The 22,005-nt window shown below is 65.7% G+C and carries 18 protein-coding genes; 8 read left to right on the top strand and 10 right to left on the bottom strand.

Going from position 1 to position 22,005, the window contains the following annotated elements:
• Positions 1-2: 2 nt before the first annotated feature.
• The 8 genes from ACZ7KI_RS33235 to ACZ7KI_RS33200 all read left to right on the top strand — a co-directional run bounded on the left by ACZ7KI_RS33235 (position 3) and on the right by ACZ7KI_RS33200 (position 13,844).
• A complete protein-coding gene (locus ACZ7KI_RS33235; protein WP_470276992.1) occupies positions 3-2,165 on the top strand; it encodes a TrbL/VirB6 family protein in 2,163 nt (720 codons plus the stop codon).
• Positions 2,162-3,319 carry a PrgI family protein gene (locus tag ACZ7KI_RS33230; RefSeq protein WP_470276991.1) on the top strand — a complete coding sequence of 386 codons (1,158 nt, stop codon included), beginning with the start codon at positions 2,162-2,164 and terminating at the stop codon, positions 3,317-3,319. Before ACZ7KI_RS33235 ends, ACZ7KI_RS33230 begins: the two co-directional genes overlap by 4 nt.
• Before the next feature lie 14 nt (positions 3,320-3,333).
• A complete protein-coding gene (locus ACZ7KI_RS33225; protein ID WP_470276990.1) occupies positions 3,334-5,226 on the top strand; it encodes a VirB4 family type IV secretion system protein in 1,893 nt (630 codons plus the stop codon).
• A gap of 61 nt (positions 5,227-5,287) precedes the next feature.
• Complete coding sequence (locus tag ACZ7KI_RS33220; RefSeq protein ID WP_470276989.1) at positions 5,288-6,121, top strand: GP88 family protein; 834 nt, start codon at positions 5,288-5,290, stop codon at positions 6,119-6,121.
• 36 nt (positions 6,122-6,157) lie between these two features.
• Entirely contained in the window at positions 6,158-8,659 is a 2,502-nt protein-coding gene (locus tag ACZ7KI_RS33215) for a type IV secretory system conjugative DNA transfer family protein (protein ID WP_470276988.1), read from the top strand.
• A 65-nt stretch (positions 8,660-8,724) separates the two neighbouring features.
• The gene (locus ACZ7KI_RS33210; protein ID WP_470276987.1) at positions 8,725-9,762 is read left to right on the top strand and encodes a replication-relaxation family protein; all 1,038 of its coding nucleotides are present in this window, start codon (positions 8,725-8,727) and stop codon (positions 9,760-9,762) included.
• A 15-nt stretch (positions 9,763-9,777) separates the two neighbouring features.
• Entirely contained in the window at positions 9,778-10,737 is a 960-nt protein-coding gene (locus tag ACZ7KI_RS33205; protein ID WP_465461254.1) for a C40 family peptidase, read from the top strand.
• A gap of 209 nt (positions 10,738-10,946) precedes the next feature.
• The gene (locus tag ACZ7KI_RS33200) at positions 10,947-13,844 is read left to right on the top strand and encodes an NACHT domain-containing protein (RefSeq protein WP_470276986.1); all 2,898 of its coding nucleotides are present in this window, start codon (positions 10,947-10,949) and stop codon (positions 13,842-13,844) included.
• A 591-nt stretch (positions 13,845-14,435) separates the two neighbouring features.
• On the opposite strand, the gene ACZ7KI_RS33195 is transcribed toward ACZ7KI_RS33200, so the two are convergent.
• The 10 genes from ACZ7KI_RS33195 to ACZ7KI_RS33150 form a co-directional block, all read right to left on the bottom strand.
• A complete protein-coding gene (locus ACZ7KI_RS33195; RefSeq protein WP_470276985.1) occupies positions 14,436-14,849 on the bottom strand; it encodes an Imm1 family immunity protein in 414 nt (137 codons plus the stop codon).
• Positions 14,846-15,637 carry a DddA-like double-stranded DNA deaminase toxin gene (locus ACZ7KI_RS33190; protein WP_470276984.1) on the bottom strand — a complete coding sequence of 264 codons (792 nt, stop codon included), beginning with the start codon at positions 15,635-15,637 and terminating at the stop codon, positions 14,846-14,848. The genes ACZ7KI_RS33195 and ACZ7KI_RS33190 overlap by 4 nt, the downstream gene beginning before the upstream one ends.
• 181 nt (positions 15,638-15,818) lie before the next feature.
• On the bottom strand, positions 15,819-15,947 hold the full coding sequence (locus ACZ7KI_RS33185; protein WP_470276983.1) for a hypothetical protein: 129 nt from the start codon (positions 15,945-15,947) through the stop codon (positions 15,819-15,821).
• 371 nt (positions 15,948-16,318) lie between these two features.
• Complete coding sequence (locus ACZ7KI_RS33180; protein ID WP_470276982.1) at positions 16,319-16,822, bottom strand: hypothetical protein; 504 nt, start codon at positions 16,820-16,822, stop codon at positions 16,319-16,321.
• Positions 16,823-16,841: 19 nt separating this feature from the next.
• Positions 16,842-17,657: a hypothetical protein gene (locus ACZ7KI_RS33175; RefSeq protein WP_470276981.1), complete on the bottom strand. Its 816-nt coding sequence runs from the start codon at positions 17,655-17,657 to the stop codon at positions 16,842-16,844.
• 39 nt (positions 17,658-17,696) lie between these two features.
• Complete coding sequence (locus ACZ7KI_RS33170; RefSeq protein WP_470276980.1) at positions 17,697-17,996, bottom strand: hypothetical protein; 300 nt, start codon at positions 17,994-17,996, stop codon at positions 17,697-17,699.
• 26 nt (positions 17,997-18,022) lie between these two features.
• The gene (locus ACZ7KI_RS33165; RefSeq protein ID WP_470276979.1) at positions 18,023-18,751 is read right to left on the bottom strand and encodes a hypothetical protein; all 729 of its coding nucleotides are present in this window, start codon (positions 18,749-18,751) and stop codon (positions 18,023-18,025) included.
• A 387-nt stretch (positions 18,752-19,138) separates the two neighbouring features.
• Positions 19,139-19,627, bottom strand: coding sequence for a hypothetical protein (locus ACZ7KI_RS33160; RefSeq protein WP_470276978.1), 489 nt, complete (start codon positions 19,625-19,627; stop codon positions 19,139-19,141).
• 106 nt (positions 19,628-19,733) lie between these two features.
• Positions 19,734-20,273, bottom strand: a complete 540-nt coding sequence (locus ACZ7KI_RS33155) for a hypothetical protein (protein WP_470276977.1) — start codon at positions 20,271-20,273, stop codon at positions 19,734-19,736.
• Between the two features lie 90 nt (positions 20,274-20,363).
• Positions 20,364-21,932, bottom strand: a complete 1,569-nt coding sequence (locus ACZ7KI_RS33150) for an ArdC-like ssDNA-binding domain-containing protein (RefSeq protein WP_470276976.1) — start codon at positions 21,930-21,932, stop codon at positions 20,364-20,366.
• Positions 21,933-22,005 lie beyond the last annotated feature (73 nt).

Here is a 22,005-nt window from a genome sequence, read left to right as displayed (position 1 = left end):
TCATGACCAAGTCCCGGCGCGCCCCCGCGCTCGCACCCGACCACGGCGAGGCCGACACGCGCGTGACGGTCCGCGGACGCATCCTGCTCAGCCCGCCCGGCTCGGACGGGACCGGCCGTTCGCGACGACGCCTGCTGCGGCTGCTTCCGCTCGGCGTGGTCGTGGTGCTCGGCTGTCTTCTCCCGGTCGGCGCGTGGGCCTCGCCGGAGCCTTCGCAGCCGTCCGCCGTGTCGCAGGCCGCGGTGGCGCAGCAGCAACCCGAGCTTCCCTTACCTCTCCCGACCGTCGCACCGGGCGACACGTGTGCGCCGGGTTCGCCGGACCCGACATGTCATTTCCCGACCGGGTCGCCACGGCCGTCGGTCCCCGCGACTCCGCTGCCGCCGATCACCGAACTGCCGGCTCCGGAGACCTGTTTCCCCGGCCAGATCGGCTGCGCACCCGGCGAACCGAGCACGGCTCCGAACACCAGCTCCGGCAGTCCCTGTGTCGGTGAAGGGTGCATCCCGCAACCCAGCTCCCCCGCGCCGCCCACGCCTCCGGGGCCGACCGGGCCGGGCGCCGACGGTGACGACCCGGACTGCGGAATCACCAACATCGAAGGCTGCATCAACAAGGCCATCAACGCGGTGTTCCGCGAACTGGTCAAGTCCGCGCTCGACCCCCTGCTGAAACTGCTGGGCGACACCGCGTTCAGCACGCCGACGCTGGATTCGCTGCCCGGCGTGACGAACCTGTGGAACAACTCCTGGCTGATCGTGCTGGCCTGCTACAGCGGGCTGATCATGATCGGCGGGATCATCGTGATGTCGCACGAGTCGGTCCAGAGCCGCTATTCGATCAAGGAGATCGCGCCCCGTCTCGGCATCTCCTTCATCGCCTCGATGCTGTCGCTGTTCGTCATCGACAAGGCGATCCGGCTCGCGAACGCATTGTCGACCGCGGTCCTGTCCGGCGGGGCCGATCCGCCCAAGCTCGGCGACAACCTCACCCAGTCGATCAACGGCACCTACTCCGCAATGGCCTCCGGCGGGCTGTTCGTCATCCTGCTGCAAGTCCTCCTGGTCATCGCGGTCATCGCGCTGCTGCTGGTCTACGTGGTGCGAGTGATCATCACGCTGCTGCTGACCGTGTCCGCCCCGATATGGGTCGCCTGCCACGCCCTCCCCCACACCGACGGCATCGCCCGCTGGGGCTGGCGGGCGCTCGCCGCCACGCTCGGTATCCAGGTCGTCCAATCGCTCACGCTGATCGTCGCGGTCAACACCTTCCTCAACGGCAGCACGAAGCTGTTCAGCTCGGTCGGCGGCGGTCTGATGATGCTCTTCGCCGTCCTCGGACTGCTCTACATCCTGATCAAGATCCCGTCCTGGTTCCTCTCCGCCACAAAGCTCGGCGGAGGCGGCCGCTCGTTCCTCGGCGGCTTGGTCAAAGCCGTGATCGCCGCGAAAACCTTCGGCGCCATCGCCGGTCACTCCGGCGGGTTCGGCGGGTCCCGCGCAGCCGGCATCGCCACAACATCTTCCAGCCGCGGCGGGACTGGGCGTGCCCGTGTCGCCGACCCGCCCTGGCCGCCGCAACCGCGGCTAGCCCCGACTCCGGAAGCGGTGAACAAGCGCATGCAACAGCACTACGACGCCGAGCGGCTGCGCGCCGCCCAGCAGCCGCACATCCCCTCGCAAGAACCGAAGTTCCTGCAACCGGGACCGCAAACCACAACGCACGACCCCGCCGTCCATCCCGCTCCGTCAGGACCTCCGCCGAAGCCGGAGTTCAGTTCGGCGCCCCGGCCCGCCGTTCCCCTCCCGCCGTCCCGCAGTGGTCGGCGGCACGTGGCGAACCCGCGATTCCAGACGGCGAATCCGTCACACCGTCAGGGGAACGGGCAGGCGCCCGCGCGGCCGGTCGGTGTCGCGGCGGTCCCGCCGCACTTGCGGTTCAAGCCCGCAGCTCCGGAACCGGGCCACCTCTCGCGGCCGGTCACTCCCGCGACCGCGACGCCATCGGCACCGGTGTTCCGGACCCCGCATCCCGAACCGCGGCCCGCGGACGCCCGGCCGCGGACACCGGCTGCTCCCCCGGTCGCGTTCCGTGCGCCGACTCCGCCACCGGCACCACCTGCGCCCGCGCCGAAGCCCTCGCCCCGTGGAGGTACGACGTCATGACCCAGCCCGTACGCATACCGTCCGACGTCGACCGCGAGGACCGCGTCCTCGCCAATCTCACCGCCCGGCAGCTGGCGATCCTCGCGGTGACCGGGATCGTCCTCTACGGCGGATGGTCCCTGGCACGCGGCGCGGTGCCGCTACTCGTGTACCTGATCATCGCCGTCCCGGCCGGAGTCGCGGCCGCAGTGCTGGCCCTGGGTCAGCGCGACGGTATGAGCCTCGACCGGCTCCTGTTCGCGGCCATCCGGCAACGCATGCAGCCCCGCCATCGGGTAGCCGCGCCTGAAGGGGTCCGTCCCGCGCCTGAATGGCTGACCAGCCACGTCGCGGCGAGCGATGCCTCCGGCGCGGCGGACGGTGCGCAAGTGTCTCCGGCCGCGTTGCGACTGCCCGCGGAAGGGGTCACCGAGGCCGGTGTTATCGACCTCGGGTCCGACGGCGTGGCCATGGTCGCGGTCGCCAGCACCGTGAACTTCGCGCTCCGCACCCCCGGCGAACAGGAAGCACTCGTCGCGTCGTTCGGCCGGTACCTGCACTCGATCTCCGCGCCGGTGCAGATCCTCGTCCGCGCCGAGCGGCTCGACCTGAGCAGCCAGATCAGCCATCTGCGCGAGGCCGCTCCCGGTCTGCCGCATCCGAGGCTCGAAGCGGCCGCGCGAGAGCACGCGACCTACCTCGACCAACTGCGCCGCTCGACCGATCTACTGCGCCGTCAAGTGCTGATCGTCCTGCGCGAACCGGTGCGCGCCGCCGGTCCGACCGACGGGCTCGGCGGCGCATCACCGCTCACTGTCCTACGTGGACGCCGCCACGCCAACCGCAGCGACACGGTCACCGAGAGCGCACTGCGGTCCGCGGAAACCCGGCTCGTGCGGCGCCTGGGCGAAGCCATCGAATTGCTCTCCCCCGCCGGGATCACGATCACCCCGCTGGACGCCGGGCAAGCCACCGCCATCCTCGCCACCGCCTGCAATCCCGACACCCTGATCCCGCCATCGGCAGGGCTCGCCGGCGCCGACGAGGTGATCACCACCGCCGCCGACCCCGATGACGAACCACCGATCCGGCCCAAGAGCGCACACGGGGCGCCCGTGCACCGCGCGGCACCGCAAGCGACAGCGCTCGACGAGTGGGAGGGCGAGGAGCTATGAGCAGGAAACCCAGCATGATTCGACGACGCGCCCGGCGCACCGCAGCTACACCGGCGGGTAGGGCGAGCGCGTTCACTCCGGACTCGCTCTCGGTCTCGCCGCGGCATCTGGAGATCGGCGGCGACTGGGTCGCGTCGTTCGCGATCACCGGCTACCCGCGCGAAGTGCACGCGGGGTGGCTTCAGCCACTGCTGTCCTATCCCGGACGTGTCGATGTCTCGCTGCATATCGAGCCGATCGACCCGGTCACCGCCGCCAACCGGCTCAAGCGCCAGCTGTCCAAACTGGAATCCGGTCGACGGCACAGCAACGAGAAGGGACGGCTGCTGGACCCGATGGTCGAGGCCGCCACCGAAGACGCCTACGACCTGTCCGCCCGCGTCGCCCGCGGCGAGGGAAAGCTCTACCGGTTCGGCCTATACCTGACCGTGCACGCCACCAGCGAAGACGATCTCGCCGAGCACGTCGCCGCCGTCCGGTCCCTCGCAGCGTCGCTGCTGATGAACGCCCAGCCCACCACCTACCGGTCACTGCAAGGCTGGGTATCGACCCTGCCACTCGCGCTGGACCTCATCGGCATGCGCCGCACCTTCGACACCAGCGCACTGGCCGCCGCGTTCCCGTTCACCTCACCGGACCTTCCGCCCGCCGACCCGACCAGCGTTGCCGCACCGGACGGGGTGCTGTACGGATTCAACATCGGAAGCCAGGGCCTGGTGCACTGGAACAGGTTCGCCGCAGACAACTACAACAGCGTCGTCCTCGGCCGGTCCGGCGCCGGGAAGAGCTACCTGGTCAAACTCGAAGCACTCCGCTCCCTCTACCGGGGAATCGAAGTCGCGATCATCGACCCGGAAGACGAGTACCGCCGGCTGTGCGAGGCCATCGGCGGCACCTACATCCGCCTCGGCGATCCCGCGGTCCGCATCAACCCCTTCGACCTGCCGATCGCGACACGCCCGGACGGGCGCCGGACGGCACCGAAGGACGCGCTGACACGACGGATCCTGTTCCTGCACACCGTGATCGGTGTCCTGCTCGGCATGGAACCGTCCGCGCACCAGCGGGCCGTGCTCGACCGGGCGATCCTGGCCACCTATCAACGAGCCGGGATCACCAGCGATCCCCGGACCTGGGGCCGACAGGCACCACTGCTGGCCGACCTCTCCGCGACCCTGACCGGCACCGGTGATCCGGTCGCGGCCGATCTCGCGTCCCGGCTCCATCCGTTCGTCGACGGCGCATCCTCTGCGATGTTCGCCGGACACACCACCACCAGGCCCGAAGGCCACCTGACCGTCTTCAGCCTCCGCGACCTGCCGGACGAACTGCGCGCGATCGGGACCCTGCTCACCTTGGACACGATCTGGCGGCGGGTCTCCAACCCTGCCATCCGGCGACCGCGGCTGATCACCGTCGAGGAAGCGTGGCTGCTCATGCAGGACCCGGCGGGGGCGCGTTTCCTGCACCGCATGGCCAAAGCTGCCCGGAAACACTGGGCAGGGCTGACCATCGCGACACAGGATGTCGGTGACGTCCTCGGCACCGAGCTGGGCAAGGCGATCATCGCCAACGCCGCCACGCAGGTTCTCCTCCGCCAGGCGACGCAAGCGATCGACGAGATCGTGGCGACGTTCAACCTGTCCGACGGGGAGAAACAGTTCCTGGTCTCCGCGGACAAGGGACAAGGCCTGCTCAGCACTGGGACACAGCGAGTCGCGTTTCAAGCCCTGGCCTCGCCCCAGGAGAACGCGCTCATCACCACTGACCCGGCCGAGCTCGCCGTGTGCGCCGAGCCCGGCGGCGAGACCGACGACAGTGCGTTCGTCGACCTCGACGGCATCGACACCGAGCCGGCGTTCGACGAAGACGCCGACCGCCACATCGACCTCGACCCCGCCGCCTGACGCCAAGCCCGCCTTAGCCGCCCCCTTTTCATGCTCCCGCTTGCCTTATGTGAGGTGCCGTATGTCTTCACCCAGTGCGAAACCCGCTAGCTCGCCCCGGCCCGCGCGGTTGCTGACGCAGAACCGGGCGATGCGCGCCATCGGCGTCTGGAACTGGACACTGCCCGCGCTCGCGGCCCGGCTGCCCGACGGACGAACACAGGTGACGTGTCCCGCGGCCTCAGCATGCGCGCAGATCTGCTACGCCCGCAACGGAACCTATCGCTTTCCTGCCGTGAAAGCCCGCCACCAAGCCAATCTCGCCTTCGTCCTCGACGACCTTCCCGGCTGGGAATCGGCCATGATCCTCGAACTCTCAGCCCCACGATTCACCGGGAAATTCATCCGCGTCCACGACGCCGGAGACTTCTTCGACGACTCCTACACCCTGGCGTGGTGCCGTGTCATGCGCGCCTGCCCGGACGTGACCTTTTACGCCTATACCAAGGAAGTCCTTCGGTTCAAGCGGTTGATCGAGCCGGATCCGCCCGGCAATTTCCTGTGGGTCTACAGCTACGGCGGCAAGGAAGACGCCCACATCGACCCCAGCCGCGACCGGGTCGCAGACGTGTTCCCCGACACCGACGCCATCACCGCGGCAGGATGGTCCTCGCAGGAAGCATCCGACCTGCTGGCCGTACTCGGCCCGCGGCTCGTCGGAGTTCCTGCGAACAACATCCCGCACTTTCTCAAGCGGATGGACGGGCGACGGTTATCGGAATGGCAGGCCGAAATCGACGTGAACCGTGCCCACAAACGACGCCGACACCTCCGGCTCGTACCCGGCACCGGCCCGGCAGTGCCGTCGCCGCAGAGCCGTCCGCGCCCGGCGGACGCCGATCGCGACGCAGCCTGAGACCTCCCTGATTTCCCCGTGCAGAAAGGAGTTCTGATGTCTTCTGCCTCAACCGTGGCTGCTTACGCGGAAACGTTTACCTCGCCGTTGCAGGACTACCTCCGTGATCCCGGAGGCGCGGTGCACGCAGTGCTCGCCAAGGTGCGAGACGTCGCCGTGTCGTGGGGGCCGGTCGCCGGTCCTGTGCTAGCGCTGGCCTGGACCGGTGCTGTCCTCGGACGTCGGTGGTGGATGCGACGGCGCCATGACCGGATGGCGGCCGGAGCCAGGCTGGTCACGGTGCTGGCCCCGCCCACCGTGGACCCGGGCGGCGCCGAGGCGCTGTTCTCCAACCTGGTCGGACTCTTGCGCCCCGGCTGGAAACGCCGGATCCACGGCCAGCCGCACATCGTGTGGGAGTACGTGTTCTCCCATGCCGGTGTCGCCGTGCGCGTGTGGCTGCCGGGGATCGTCCCGCCCGGCATGGCCGAACGCGCGATCGAGGCGGCATGGCCCGGTGCCCACACCCGGACCACCCCGGCCAAACCACCGATCCCGGAATCCATACCTGCGGGAAAAGCCGTCGAGGCCGTCGGCGGGGAAATGCGCCTGGCTCGCAGCGAAGCGCTGCCGATCCGCTCCGACTTCCCCGCCGACCCGGTCCGCGCCCTGCTCGGCGCACCGGCAGGGCTCGGCTCCCGCGAACGCGCCGTCGTCCAGATCCTCGCGCGACCGGTCACTGGGACGCGTGTCCGCAAGGCCCGCCGAGCCGCCCGCCACGTCCGCTCCGGCAGCTCCGCGAAACTGGCTGGGCGTTTCCTCGACCTGATCACCCCGCACACGAGGGGACGTCGACCCCGAACCAGCGCGACGAAGCCGGTCACCGATCGCCAGACCGTCCTGGAGACCTCGTCCCAAGATCGGGTCATCGTGGCCAAGCAGCGCGGCCCCCAGTTCGAAACCCGCGTCCGCTACGCCGTCGCCACCCTCGTCGACAAGGACCTGACCGACGCGAAGCGTTCACCGGTACGCGAGCACCTGGCCGGACGCGGCCACGCCATCGCCAGCGCGTTCGCGGCCTACAGCGAACACAATTACTACCGCCGCGTCCGACTCCCCCACCCAGTCCGGGCCGTCACCGAACGCCGCCTCACCGACGGCGACCTGCTCTCCATCACCGAGCTGGCCGCGCTCGCGCACCTCCCGACCGACGACGCCATACCCGGCCTGCAGCGCGCCGGAGCAAAGGCGGTCCCCCCACCACCGGGCATCGCCGCCGGTGGCGTGGGAGTGAAACCGATCGGGGTCAGCGACTCCGGACATTCCCGGCCGGTCGGACTGCGCGTCGCCGACGCCCGGCACCACCTGCACATCCTCGGGGCCACCGGCAGCGGCAAGAGCGAACTGATGGCGCGGATGATTCTCGACGATGCCGACGCCGGCCGCGGCCTGGTGGTCATCGACCCGAAAGGCGACCTGATCACCGACGTCCTGATGCGGCTTCCCTCGCGGCTTGGAGACAAGGTCGTGCTCTTCGACGCCGATAGCCGATCCCGGCCGCCGGTGCTCAACCCGCTCGAAGGTGCCGACACCGCACGCACCGTCGATGACCTGGTGTCGATCTTCTCCCACGTGTACGCCTCAAGTTGGGGCCCGCGCACCGAAGACATCCTCCGATCCGGATTGCTGACCCTTCGCGAGCTCCCCGGCACCCCGACCCTGACGCACCTGCCGAAACTCCTGACGGTGCCGAGCTTCCGGGAACGCGCCCTCGCGCAGGTCTCCGACGACGTCCTGCGCGGATTCTGGGCCTGGTACGACGACTTATCCGATGCCAGCAAGGCCCAGGTTGTCGCCCCGTTGATGAACAAGCTCCGCGGCCTGCTGTTGCGGCCGTTCATCCGGGCCTCCCTCGCAGGCGGCGAATCCACCGTCGACATGGACGCGGTCCTCAACGGCGGCATCTGCCTCGTCCGGCTGAGCAAGAACTCGCTCGGGATCGACACCGCCCGGCTGGTCGGTTCGATCGTAGTCGCCCGAACCTGGCAAGCCGCCACCCGCCGCGTGCGAATCCCCCAGCGGGAAAGGCTCGACAGCTCGCTCTACATCGACGAATGCCACAACTTCCTGTCCCTCGCCTACCCCTTGGAAGACATGCTCGCCGAAGCCCGCGGCTACCGGATGTCGATGACCCTGGCACACCAATACCTCCGCCAGCTCCCCCGCGAGCTGGAAGAAGGCATCAGCGCCAACGCCCGCTCAAAGATCATCTTCTCCGCCTCGCCCGAAGACGCACGCGCCCTCGCCCGGCACACCGAGCCCCAGCTCTCCGAACACGACCTCGCCAACCTGGGCCGCTACCACATCGCTGCACGACTGGTGCTCAACAGCGAAGAAGCGCCTCCGTTCACCGGCGTCACCGAGAAGCTCCCACCCGCAATTCCCGGACGTGCCAAGGAGATCCGCAGGCTCGCACGGACCAACGCCGAGGCTCCGAGCACACCGCGCCCTGCCGAACACGCACGACCCGCAGAATTCGATCCCCGGCGTGCCGCCTGACCCGGCGCTCGCCATCCCCTCGTTGGAACCAAGGTCGCGCATTGGCGCGTTTGGAGGTACACCAAATGCAGATCAGCAACCCGACCCCGCAACGACACCTGCGAGCACACCGGCCGGAACGTCCCGCGCCGCGAGTGCTGAACAGTGCCGAGCACCATGCCTGGCTCGCCCGGCATCTCACCGACCGCGATCGCTGGCTGTGCCGGATGCTGTTCGAGCATCACGTCCTCACCAGCACGCAGATCGTCGACATCGCCTTTCCCGGACGGCGCGCCGCGAACCTGCGCCTGCGCAGCCTCTACCAATGGGGCGTTGTGCATCGGTTCCAGCCACACCGCGACCTCGGCTCGCACCCGATGCACTACGTCCTCGACACCGCCGGAGCCATCGCGCTCGCCCACGAAGACGGCCTCGAACTCAAAGACCTCGGCTACAGCCGCGAACGCGAAGTGGGCCGCGCCTTCTCCCTCCAGCTCGCCCACACCGTCGGCTGCAACGCGCTCTTCACCACCCTGATCCGCGCTGCCCGTCAGCCCGGGTCCACCGGGAAACTCATCACCTGGTGGTCGGCGGCCCGGTGCGGACGGCATTGGGGCGACATCGTCACCCCGGACGGCTACGGCAGGTGGTCCGACGCCGGACGGGAGATCGAATGGTTCGTCGAGTTCGACTTCGGCACCGAGAGCCTGTCCCGACTGTCGAGCAAATTGGTCCGATACGAGCGCCTGGCCGACGCCACGGGCATCACCACGCCCGTTCTGGTCTGGTTCCCCACCGTGGCCAGGGAAGCCAACGCGCGCCGCGCCATGACCCAAGCCCTGCGAGGCCTCGATAGCCCGGCGAGGGTGCCGGTGGCGACGACGAGCGGCGAGTCCGCCGGTGAACCACTCGACATGACCGCGCCTCGATGGCGCCGGATCGATGACCTCGGCACCGCGGGACGGGTCGCGCTGCCCGAACTTCCCAGGCTCTGGCCGCATCTACCTGCATCACCGCCGTCTAGCGGCGAGTGGCATCACGAGGTTGTCACTCGTACCGCGCGGCCGGAGTTGGAGCCGCCCACGCCGATGCCGCCGACCAGTTCCTCACGCCTTAACCGCTAAGGGGGTTCTTAGTCGATGGCTAAACTCGCCGCGGCCGGCGTCGCGTTCTTCGTCGTACTGATCCTTCTCATAGGCGGTGGCGTGATCGCCGTCGTCTACGCAGTGGTCGGCAGCTCCGCCCAAGGCACGAGCTGCATCCCCACTGGAGCAGTAAGCACCCCGGCAACCGGATACGGCCCCGAGGAAATGGGCCATGCGGCGACGATCGTCGCCGTCGGCAAGCAGATGAACGTTCCGGAACAGGGATGGGTGATCGCGATCACGACCGCGATCACGGAGTCACGACTGCGGAACCTCAACTACGGGGACCGCGACAGCGTCGGACTCTTCCAGCAACGGCCCTCGCAAGGCTGGGGCTCGGTCGCCCAGATCATGAACCCGAAGTACAGCAGCGAGCAGTTCTACCGGCACCTCACAGCGCTGCCGAGCTGGCAGGCGATGCCCGTCGCCGAAGCCGCCCAAACCGTGCAACGGTCCGGTTTTCCCGACCGCTACGCACAGTTCGAACCCGCCGCTCGCCAGGTCGTCGCAGCAGTCCATGGCGCGACCTGTACAACTAGCGGAACAGGCGACTGCAACGCGATCCAGGCGCCCACTCCCGCTGCGATGGCCGCGATCACCTACGCATGCAGTCAACGTGGCCTGCCCTACGTCTGGGGCGGAAACGGCCCGGACGGCGGGCATGACGGTTTCGACTGCTCCGGGCTGACCAAGGCAGCATACGGCGCAGCAGGGGTCCCATTACCCCGCACAGCTCACACCCAATTTCACGCCGGGCCCCGAGTGCCGGACGGGCAACCACTCTTGCCCGGCGACCTCGTCTTCTACGGCACACCCGCCAGAATCCACCACGTCGGCCTCTACATCGGCAACGGCAAAATGATCAACGCCCCGACCTTCGGCCAACCCGTTCAGATCGACAACCATCGCCGCCGAGGAGACGACTACGCGGGGGCGACACGACCGACTAACTAAGCAGCTGTAGTTTCCGGAGGAACATGACATGTTCCGGATCTAGATGATAGGCGTGTGATCTTTTGATCAGATGCCTTGGAAGTTCCTCAGGCTGACTCGCGACAGTTCGCATTCCACGAAGGCTCGATAGCTCGGTTGACTGGAGATCCTGCCCACTTCAAGGGTTGGTAAGGTTCGATTACTCTCACGAGCTCGCTGGAGGTGACCTGGTGCCACTGGACGCGCTGAAGAGCTGGCCTGACTTGGTGAGCGTGATATCCGGCATCGCGGGAATCCTCGGTTTGATCCTCAACCTGCGCGGTCGTCAATCCGGCAGGCTGGCGGTCGGCTGGTGCCTGGCGCTGCTTGGCTTCCTCACCGCCGCGGGCGTCGTCACCTCGTTGGTGAGCCACCAGGCGCCGCTACTTTCCGCTGATTCCGCCGTGCGCGGCGGCATCGCTGCTTTCGGTGTTCTGCTCAGTGCCGTGGGTGTGGGCATTGTGGTTCGCACCCGTGCACCGAATCACCAGATGTTGCACGCGATCGCGTCAATCGTTCACGGACTGACGTACCCGCCAGATCCGACGGGACGGGCCCACGAAACAGTTGAGCTGGACGTCGTCGGCAGAAGACGGGGCAGGTTGCGGCGGCTGGGGCGCAGGCCCCCGAGCAAGCTCGTCGTCCTGATAGGGCCAGCGGGATCAGGCAAGACCGTCGGTCTGCGCTCAATCGTCGCGGCTGTCTGCGAACGGGCAAAGAGACGGCCTCGCCGACTCGCGCTGTACGTAGATGTGCGTGCCGAAGATCTGCCCGACGGCCGGACAGACGATGACACGATCAAGAATCATCTGGCGGCCTCGGTGCAGGGCAAGGAAGACAACCTTGCCCAGTACCTCGAGCAAGTACCGGGGAGACTGACCTGGTTGTTCGTATTCGATCTCGACGAGGGGCTCACCCCCATACAGGCCGAGCAATACGTCCAGGCGGTCCGCGGCTTCGTCATCAGCAGGGATGACTGCGCAATCGTGGCCACTCGCACCTCGGTGCCCGAGTCGTCTACCTTCGCGATGGCACCACTCACGCCGAAACAACAGCGACAACTTCTCAGCGCCACCGGGCACACGCATCCTGGGGTTCTGCGGCGGCTGCGGCATGACCCGCGTATAAGTGACATCGCGGGCAACCCGTTGCTGCTCAGCCTGCTGGGCACCTCGTTGACGCGTGATGAGCTGCGCGCCACCCGACACCAGGTGCTCGACAAGATCATCACGACATTGCTGACACGAGACTCCGACGTCGTCGACGCCAGCCAGTTGGCATATCTCGCGATCGATGAGCCCCGCAATGCAGCGCCGGACGTCCAGATCGCCGAAACTCTCGCCCACTCTGGTATCGGTCGAACGAGTGCGACCGGCTTCCGGTTCGCCCATGCAGCAATCCACCACCACCTGGCCGGCAAACACCTGTGCCAAATCGCGGCAACGGTAGACGTGGACCCGCTTCTGGATGATCCGCGCTGGCACCCAGTGGTCGTCGCCGCACTAGGCGGCGGTTGTGGTGCCCTCCAAGAAAAGGTCGTCGAGTCGGTTCGGACGAGACTCGCTACGGACGTCGGATCGATGGAGCATGTCGTCACGAGCATTGAAGCTCTGGCCGGTGAAGGTGATCTTCCAACGCCCGGCAGCTTCAACTGGCCCCCCGCGTCACTCGCGTCACTCACTTTGCTCCGCGACGGACTTCTCGACGAGACGGCGGATCAGCGGGCCAATGCAGTCATGGTCGAGGCTGATGCCCTGGTCCTCACCGCGATCGCGGCCGGCGCCAACCGTGACCGAGCCGATGCCATCGACCTCCTCCCTTTGACATCAAGCGAAGTCGCCGCCGCTGTCACCGACTATGTGATTCGACTGGAGGACGAGACCGGCCTCATCGACCGGCTGGTAACACAGCTCGCGGCTTCTCCGGAGATCTACCAGGGGTTGAGTGGCGCGAACCAGATACGGATGCTGCGCGCGTCGACCAAACCTCATCGACTCAACCACGTTCTTTACGGCGTCGCCCAGGACACTTCGGCAGGTTCGCTTCCTGGGCGGATGCGATGGATGCTCCGCATCGGTCAGGTGATGGCTATAGGGGTCATCGGGTTGATGGTCAGGATGGCTTTTAATACGCCGCGACCGTCGACTTTCGTGCTCGGAGCGTGCATAGCGACTCCGGCGGTGACCTTTCTGCTTCTTTCTGCGATACCGCATTCCGCTGGCGGCAGCAGAATCGGCCGTTTCTGCGGTGTCGCCCTCATTTGGGTGGTCTCTCTGCATGCCGCGTTCGGCGGTCTCGCCGCAGCAGTTTCACTCATCGGCGAGATTATTACCGGCCAGGTCGCAGCTGCCGCAAGGAGCGTGTTGTGGCTGTGGCTGTTCACCTGGGCGCCCGCTATGGTGGTTTACGCCGCCACAGCACCATCAGATACCGTAGCACGCCTACTTCTGCTACCACAGTTTCGAGTTCTACGCAATCCAATGGTACGCCCGATCGTCGACCAGGTAAGGCTCGTGGTGCGGCGCGCACGGTCCACTCCGGTGCGGGCACTCTTCTTCGCGGTCACCCTCGCCGGCCTCACATTTTTTTCCATTACACCGCACCTGTGGTCCGACAAAGAAACGGTCGAATCTGTTGCAAGCGCCTTGTTGCTAGTGATCGGGATCGCTGGCCTTATAGCGGCCCGTCCGAACACCCTCAATGTGCCGCGGACCGGTTCTGGGTCGAAGCGTGAACTCGACGCGGATCCGGTCGATGTGTTTCGGTTCGACGGCGGGTCAGATGCGATCAAGGAAGGACTGGGACGACTCTCCGTGAACGTTGACTCTTTGCGCGCGTCGGAGACCTTGTTGTCGAACCTCGATAGTGTGCTCGAGTTCATCAAAGAAACGATGCCCAAACAGATGGAGGAGCCGATAAAGCCCAGGGTGTGGATGCTGATGCCCAAGGAACAGGTGCCCGGCTTGTACTCTCTGCTTCGAGACTACGACAGCAGTAATCCCGGCAAGCTCACGATGCGTGCACACTCGCCCAGGGAACGTCAGCAGATCAACATCCTGCGCGGCCAAGCGCGCTCGAAGGAAGGGTGACCAGTTCGCCGAGCACCGATGGATACTTTTACTCGCCGCAGGACCGTCCCACTCTCGCATGACCAAGCCGCTCGCGAACTGCTCCAGCACAATTCCTTCCCTTCCCCGAGTAAGCTCCGATACGACCCGTATCCGGAGCTTTGACGGCAAGTGATCAAGTAGTGCGGAAATGAACCGCTTGTCGAGTGGTCATGCCACGCGGAACCACCGGGCCAAGTGGTCGAACGTGATCATCCGGGCGCGGAACGTACAGCAGCTTAGTCGGCACCGACACCGCGCCCCTCCTGCAGGCGGTTGAACTGGACCACGAGTGCAGCTGCGGGTAGGCCGCGGGTGCACCGCGGCGCCTGTCACCGATTCCTCGGCCCAGCCCAGCCCAGGCCGGCTCGGTCGCGCTCGTCCATGTGTTCTTCGGCTGCCAATCGCACACGGGTGAAGGCGGCGAGCAACTCCATAGCACGCATTTGCTTCTACCTCCACTGTCGACTAGCCCAGAATGATCGGATTCTCTACCCAGCCGTCGAGCGGCTTGTACGGCCACAGCTTCATCGGGCTGTGGTTGGGACTCGCATGTCCAGGCAAATGCTGATGCTATAAGGGCCCGTCCTGCTCAGTCCAAGCCACACCAGAAGGACGTTGTCCACTGGACACAAGGAACTCGTGCGCGGCCTTCCTCGCCACTTCGACGGGGATCTCCGCGTCCGCCGGGTACTCACGGGGGTTTCTCATGTAGTAGTACAGCACTTCGCCGCCGGGCGGGGGTGCGAACGTTCCGCCCTTCGAGTAGGCCCCGTTCGGCGCGTCGTCGCCTAGGTAGCGCAAGCTGGCACGTTCGCCGTCCAGACCGATTTCGAGCGATGACTTGTCGGGGTCACCGTCGGTGTACAGCTCGGCGAGCGTAGGTCCGTCCATGGCTGCTACGGCGTCCAGGACTCTGTCGAGGTCTTCCGCGGTGGTGACCTTGGTCGCCCCCGATGCGTTGCTGTCGTACCAAGCTTCGATCATGGCTTCCTTCTCTGTCCCAGGTAGGTTGCCCCGGTCGGTGCGCCGTCAGGCATGGTCCCGTAGACGGTGAGCGCGCTTCCTTGAGGCAGGATCTTAGGTAAGAGCGTGTCACAGCCGAACGGGCCTTTGCAGACTTCGTTGTTGACAGCCACCGTTGCACTGGTGATGCCCTGGTTTTGCATGTGAACGGCGAGCTTGACCTCGACGTCGGCGACGGTGGAAGGCATTCGCCGCGCCCCTTGGTCTTTGAAGAACTGGACGGCCGCGGCTTCCATGTCATCCCGTCCGCTGACGATGTGTCCACCGACCTCGTCGCCGCCCGTACCGGCGACCCATTCCCCGTGAGTCTTCTGCCGCTCGCTCGGCTGGACGGGTGACGGGAGGCTGCGCCGTAGTTCGTCGACGCGGTCCGGTGAAACCGGATCAGGTTTGGACTGGACTGTTGTCTCGACATCCGGCTCCCGCCGACGAGCATCAGCCCGCGGGCTTGGCACGGTAGCGTCGTGCTCCGCCGGCCCGTTCGAGCCTCCGAGCTTGTTTAGGTAAGCCGATATTTTCGCCTTCGCAGCGCGTAGACGGCCGGTTTCCTGCTCCGTTGCCTCGCGGGCCTGGTTCAGCAGCCCCGGCAATGCCGCTATCTGGGCGTCGCTGGTGCCGGAGACGGCCTGGCCAAGATGCAGGGAGGACTCTTCGAACCCGCTGGCAGCGTGCGTGCCTGCCCGTTCTGCCTGGTCGATCGCTGCCATGGCAGTCTCCAACGTCGCAACGATCGTTTCGATGTCGCTCACGGTGACTCCCCTGTCAGGCCCTGTCGTGGATCATGACATGAGGGTCTGACAAGGGAGCTGAGCTCGGTGGCCTGCGGCGGCAGTCCATATTCGACGGCGCCGTGCGGTCGAGGTGACGGAGGTGCTTCTCACGTTCCCGGAGGTCCGGATCATTCGTTTGTGGTTTTGCGGGGTCGGCCGGTCAGGGCCGGGTCCAGCGGCGGCTGCGAGGGTTCCAGGTCGCGGTGGTGTAGAGGCGGTTGAGGTCGGGGAGGCTGGGGTCTCCTTCTTGCATCCAGCCGAACTCGATACATTCGGCCATCCCGGACATCAGGCCAGTCCATACGTCCTCGGGACAACGGCAGTACATATGGCCGTTGCGTTGTCGGCCGGTGGCCAAGCAGCGGGCGACCTCGCAGCGATGTTCGTGGGCTTGTCCGATTTCAACGTGACAGGCAGGGCATGTCTCCTCCAGCGGGAAGGCGGACGGGTCGGGGCTGTTGGGGCGCGCAGTCATGGTCTTCTCCAAGCTCCTGGTTGCGATTTGAGGGGGCACGTCCTGTCCGCTTGCCCTCGCGCTGTCCTTGGAAGGCGCTCGCGGTGGGACGGTGTGCCGCCGATGGGTCTGCTAGGACTTGAGGTCGGCGCGGGTACTCACCGGCGTTCCCGCGCCGACCTGCACGTACCGAAGTCCCTCGGGTCTCAGCTCGTTCTCTCCTTGAGGCTCTTCAGCACGGAGCGAAGCGAAGCTGCAGGAAACTTGTTCGCGCCGTACTTCTCCGCCGCCCAGTCGAAGGCCCGTTGGACTACCGCGAGTGCCTCTAGCGGAGGGTGCGGCACGACGACGCTCCCGGTGCCGAAATGCCAGCCGTCCAGCTCGGCCGTGGGGACGGCGTGGCGTAGGGCGTCCTGCTGGCGCGCCGTTACCGGTACGAGCGGCGTCGTTCCTGTGATAAGTACTTCGCGTGGCTCGACCCGGATCCCGACGTCTCGCGCCCAGCAGTCGCTGGTGCGGCCGTTCGTGTCCCAGCGGACGTGAACCTCGGCCAGCTCCCGGTGCGGCTCGCGGCGATCTGGCCGGACGACGTGGAGGAATACAGCGCCACGCCCGTGCGGGCCTGCGACCTTCACCGGCGAACCTGTTTCCAGTTCCTGTCCAGTGACTCGGTGGACGGCGACGGAGATGGTTCTCGTCTTCTGCTGCATGGGCCTTCCTCCTGAGTTGCTAGTCCTCGATGAGCACGGTGACGCTGGTGTTCGGTGGGCCGGTGACCTGGGCTGAGCGGTCCGGCCGGACAGTCACCACGATGGGGAGGTAGTTGAGGGCGAAGTCTCCGGCGCAGGATTCGTGGAAGCCGTAGAGCTCGCCCTCGTTCGGACGCCGCGCGAGCACTGCCCGCTGCTGCCGGTTGAAGGCGTTGCTGCACCAGCGGCAGCGGTAGACACCGGCGTTCGTGGCGTCCTCGACCCCGTGGACGACCATGGGGCCGAGTTTCGCTCCGGCCTGGGTTTGGCAGACGTCCGACACATCGGGGGTGACCGCGGCGTAGGTCACCGCCTGTTTGGTGCTGCGCCGGGACCGCGCTCCGGGGAGGGCGCCGCCCTCGGAGAGCAGCTTGTCCAGGATGTCCACCGACCCGACGAGGTCATCGAGAAGGGCTTCACGCCGTTCACGTGCCGGGTCTTCTCCACCGGGCGTCCCCGCCCGGTCGGCGTCCTCGACCGTGTGGGCGGCGTCGTCGATCTGCATCAGCGCATCGCGGATATGGGTCAGCAGTGCGGAGGCATCATCCAGCGGGCCCGCAGGGGCCGCTCCGGGCGGATCGACATGTCCGTCACAAGCCCACCCTTCGTTCAGCGGGTCCTGCGGGTGAGTTTCGCTCCAGAACTCCAGCAGGACCCGCGCGGCGTCCTGCTCCGCATAACGGCTGCCCGCTGCGTCCCGTGCTTGGCGTGTGTCATAGGGGATCGAGACTCGGCGGATGTTCTTAGCAGTCCGCAGAATCCGAAACGGGTATTTTGGTTCGTGATTCTTGACCATCTTCCCACTCCTTTCTGGCATGCTTGCATGCGGTATCGACTACTTACTGGAGCCTTGCTCTGCGCGGTCTATTCGCTGCGCGTACGCGCGGTAAGCTGATCGTTCGGTTGAGCTCGACTCGATGCCGTCGCCGCCTTCGAACGTCCAGCAACGGCCGAGAAACGCTTTGTGTACAGCCAGTGTCGCCGTGACGCGGAGCGTGTATCCGCGAGAGCGATTGATGAATCGGGCGCCGTCGTATGCCTCGATCTCGTCGTCCTGCATATCCAGATCTTGCAGGAACTCCGCGATGGTTCCGGGCATATCCAGTGTCACGACCATGTCGTCTCGTTCTTCCATGTTTCCTCCTCGAACGGCTTACGCATTTATTGTTCTTGATCGACAATCTCCCATTCGAATGTCATGCCGATCGCGTAGCGTCCGTCGGAATCGGCGTCGATTCGGGTTGGCAGGTAGCCGTCGTCAGCGATTGCCTGATTGTCGAGCAGCACGATCGTGTCGGCGTCCCAGTACGCGCGGTCTGCGCCCTCTGGGCTGCTGCGGGCGACGTCGTTGATCCAGGCAACGACCACTTCGGCGACCTCGCGCCGGAACCGCGGACATCCCGCCCGGGACCAGCCGTGCTCTGCCGAAGGCAGGGCAGGAAACACAGGGTCCGTGCCATCGATGTTGATGGTGACAAGGATTTCGCGACTCTCCGCTGCTAGCCGCGCCCGATCGTCGAGCAGTTCAGCATCGCGATGCTTGTTAATGGTCGGAGTGCTAAGCACCCACGCCCAACCTTGAAAGCCGATCGCGTACCTGCCTTCCGCGTCCGGAAGAACCCGCACGGACGCGCGTTCTTCTCCTTCCAGCACGGTCAGGACGCCGTCCGGACCAAAAACGGCTCCACCCGGCCAGATTCTCGGGTCTTCCTCGTGCATGGCATTGAGCCACGATGCGACCGCTTCGGCAGCCGCGCGCCGAAACCTCGGCACGGCAAAGGTGTTCCACCTCTCATCGTCGATAATTGCGGGGAAAGATGGGGCGTCTGGCACTAACAAGGCGACATAAACCTCACTGCTTGCCGCGTTCGAATTAGCCGACGTAACCATGACTACTCCTCTAGTGAGATACTTCTTTCGGCCGATCGATTCAATAACTGTCTCTATGCGGGGAAATCTTGAACGTCATCTAGCAGGGGATTGATCACGAATCTGCCGCAGTGGTCTGCGCACGTCCTCGATGCACAAACAAATTCTGGCGACGTGTCCCGGTTGCTACATCAACGTCAGGAAGTCGCGTGGACATGCGAGCTATTGAATCCCGCAAGGCGTGATATATGGAAGTCTGCGGCCGTGAGGGCACGCATGCACTGACCGTGCTCGTACTTCAGATGTTCAGGCTGGGCGCGGTTCAGATATCGGCTTGGTCACCTGAATCGACGGGTGCGCCCTTAACATCTTGAAGAGCTTGCTCTCGCGGGCAAGCTGGCTGGACTGTTAGCGCGGATTAGCGGCTTTTGTGAGGATGTCGCGCAAGGTCTTTTCCGGGAGGCCGACTGCCTTGCCCATTCGTTGGGTGCCCCAGTCCGGCCGCGCGGCCGCCAGGTCCAGCACGGCCTTGTCTCGGGCTTGCTGCTTCTCGCGCTCGTCGTTTTTCGCCTGCGTGGTCCGGGCCCGGAGGTTCTTGTGCAGGTCCCGACTGACCCTCCATCGGGCAACGGCACGCGAGCAGCGCGCGACGACATCGTCGTCCGAGCCTTCGCCGCCCATCGGCGGTTCGAGCTCCACGCCGACGAGTTGGCCAGCTCGCGCGAGCCTCACCAGGAGGTCGACCTGCTCACGGACCGCGGACTGTAGCTCTGGCAGATCGTTCCCGCCGTAGAGCGCCTCTATCGAGGAGCCCCCGCCACCGGTGATGAACTCTCGGCAGGCATCGATGACCGACTGAACCTCCGGCGTTAGCTCCAGCGGCTCCACCTGCGTCATCACCTGCACTTCCGTGTCACCGCGTGTTCGCGGCAGTCCGATCGCGGGGGCCGGAGTAATCCGCCGTTCCGCCTGTTCAGCGTGCGTCGGGTGACACCGTAGCCGGTCAGGGGTAGTAGGTGCCTCCGGGCGTGCTTCGCAGCTGGCCATCGCGCACCATCCTTCGGCATGTTTGCCTGACCCGGTCTCGTCCGAGTCCAAGTCCTGCGGCGATCTCCGCCGGGGTGTTGCCCTGGTGTTCGCGGACCCACTCCGCGATCAGCTCGCGTGTCCTCTTCGACGGTTGATGGGTTACGTCCTGCATCTCCTTGACCTCGATAGGCGGGACGACGCTGCAGAGGGTGAGCCCCCGCGCGGCGAGGTTATCCTGGGCCAGCGGCAACGTGGCGAAGCCGTAGCGCCCGACCTCGAGCGACCAGACATCTTGACTCTCCTCGTACTGCAGGACGTGCGTGCTGTAGTACGTGCCCCGGCGGGTCACGGCCAACGCGGAGGCGTGGCATCCGGGACCTCCAGGAGTGAAGAACGCGGCCTCGATGACCGTGTATCCGCCTACGGTCGCCGGCGTGGCGAGCCGGAACCCCACCGGGTCCTGCCGGTCTCGGGGCTTCTTAACCTGGTGGTGCTCGTGTGTCGCGTCGTCCATCGGTCTCCTCCGTGTTCCGTGTGGCCACGGCACGCGCGCATCCAAGATGCGCGCGACCGTTACAGCACGGCCCTCAGCTGGCACGCGTGACTACTCGGGTATGGCGGGTTCCTGGAAGGCGCGAATGATCTCCTGAGCTGTCGCCATTACTCGTTCGGCGGTCTCGGCGAGCAACTCGGCGTTGCCTTCTAGCCAGCCGGTGAGGGCAGGTTGGTCATGCGACGAGGTGTTGAGGCCGAGGGCCCCCGCTGCGATGATCGCCACCGTTGTCGCCTCGCGCTCCATCCGTTGGCGGTGCTGGCGGTACTCGTCTGCGTCGGCCAGGTGATTGAGCCGGATGTGTGCCAGCTCTCGGAGTGCCGCTGTAATAGCCGCTTCGTCCTCCAGGGTGTCGCAGACCCATACTTCGCGGGCGGTTGGGTCGGTGTAGCTGTCGACGTCGCCGGGCGGGCCGCCTGTCACCTCATAGCCGGTTGCCCGGATCTCGGCGGCGACCGTCTCCCAGACTTCCGCGATCTCGTCTTCAGCGACGGGGGCACGGGTGCTCCGGTCCTCAGGGATCGGCTCTCCTTCGGTTTGGCTGACGTCGAAGCGGGGTGAAGGTCGGACGCCGCGAATCGTCATCCGCGGCCTACCGTCACTGTCGAAGCCATTCTTGCCTTCCTTCTGCGCCTCCTCCAGCGAGAGGCGGTATTTCATCGGTTCGAAGATGTAGAGGGCCTTCTCACCTGTCTTGATCTTGCGTCCGAGTTTGTTCCATGCCCTGGACGTTTTCACCATCGACGGTGTGAAGCCTCGCTCTGCTGCTTGCAGCAGGATCAACATGATGTTATTGAAACTCCACGCGGCAGCGAATTCCTGCGCCACCGTCAGGAACTCCGCCCACCGGCCCTCGTCTTCTGCAAGCTCGGCGATGCCATCGGCAAGTTTTCCGTTCAGGGCGTCGTGTCGCTCCTTACGTTCTTCGGGTGTGAGCTGCCTGCGCCTCTCGCTCCGACCGTTCGTCTCGTCAGAGCGACCTTGCGTAGGCGTTTCTTGCTTGGAAACAGTTTGGGGAACCACTTGAGGATCACATCCTTTCGACACTTCCACCCGGCGCAGCGCGGAAACACTTTCGGCCATTGCTGACGCGAGAGATTTTGGGACAGCTATCTCAAATTTGACATTGTCGCCGAATTTGCGAACCTCGACAGACCCATTGACGCCATCACTGCAGGAACCAAAGTGGACTTTATTCGGATCATGACTGTAGGTCCCGCCGTCAAGTGCGCTCGCCATGGCTTTACACATTGCTTGATGTTCAGCGTCACGCGCGTCACTCACAGCCTTATCGGCGCGCGCCTTGGCGATTGCTTCTTCCACACCTGGGAGCAAGCGTCGCCGAATCTCTGCCGCAACTTCCTTGACGGCCCTGCCTTTCGATACGCTGATCACCGCGTCATATTGAACGAACTGCCTCAATTCGCCGCCGACTGCTTCCGAGATGAAGAGTCTGTTGCTTCCGTATTTTCGGGGGTGTTCCGTAGCGATACGTAGGCGAAGGTCGTCTCTGCCGCGCAGGTAGGCATCTCTGCCGTCGAATCTTTGACCTGGTTCGACACTCCATTCTTCTCCTAGTTCCGAGGCTACAGCCATTGCAATTTTATTCAGGCTGACCACGCCGACCTCCCTTCCTGGATAGCGGTGAAATCGGCACTGATTGTGTGGTCACGGCGACCGCGGGGAGAAACCA

The sequence above is a fragment of the Amycolatopsis sp. NPDC039088 genome (assembly GCF_055598845.1).
Note: the sequence above shows the minus strand (reverse complement) of the source record. Positions and strands in the feature narration are given on the sequence as shown.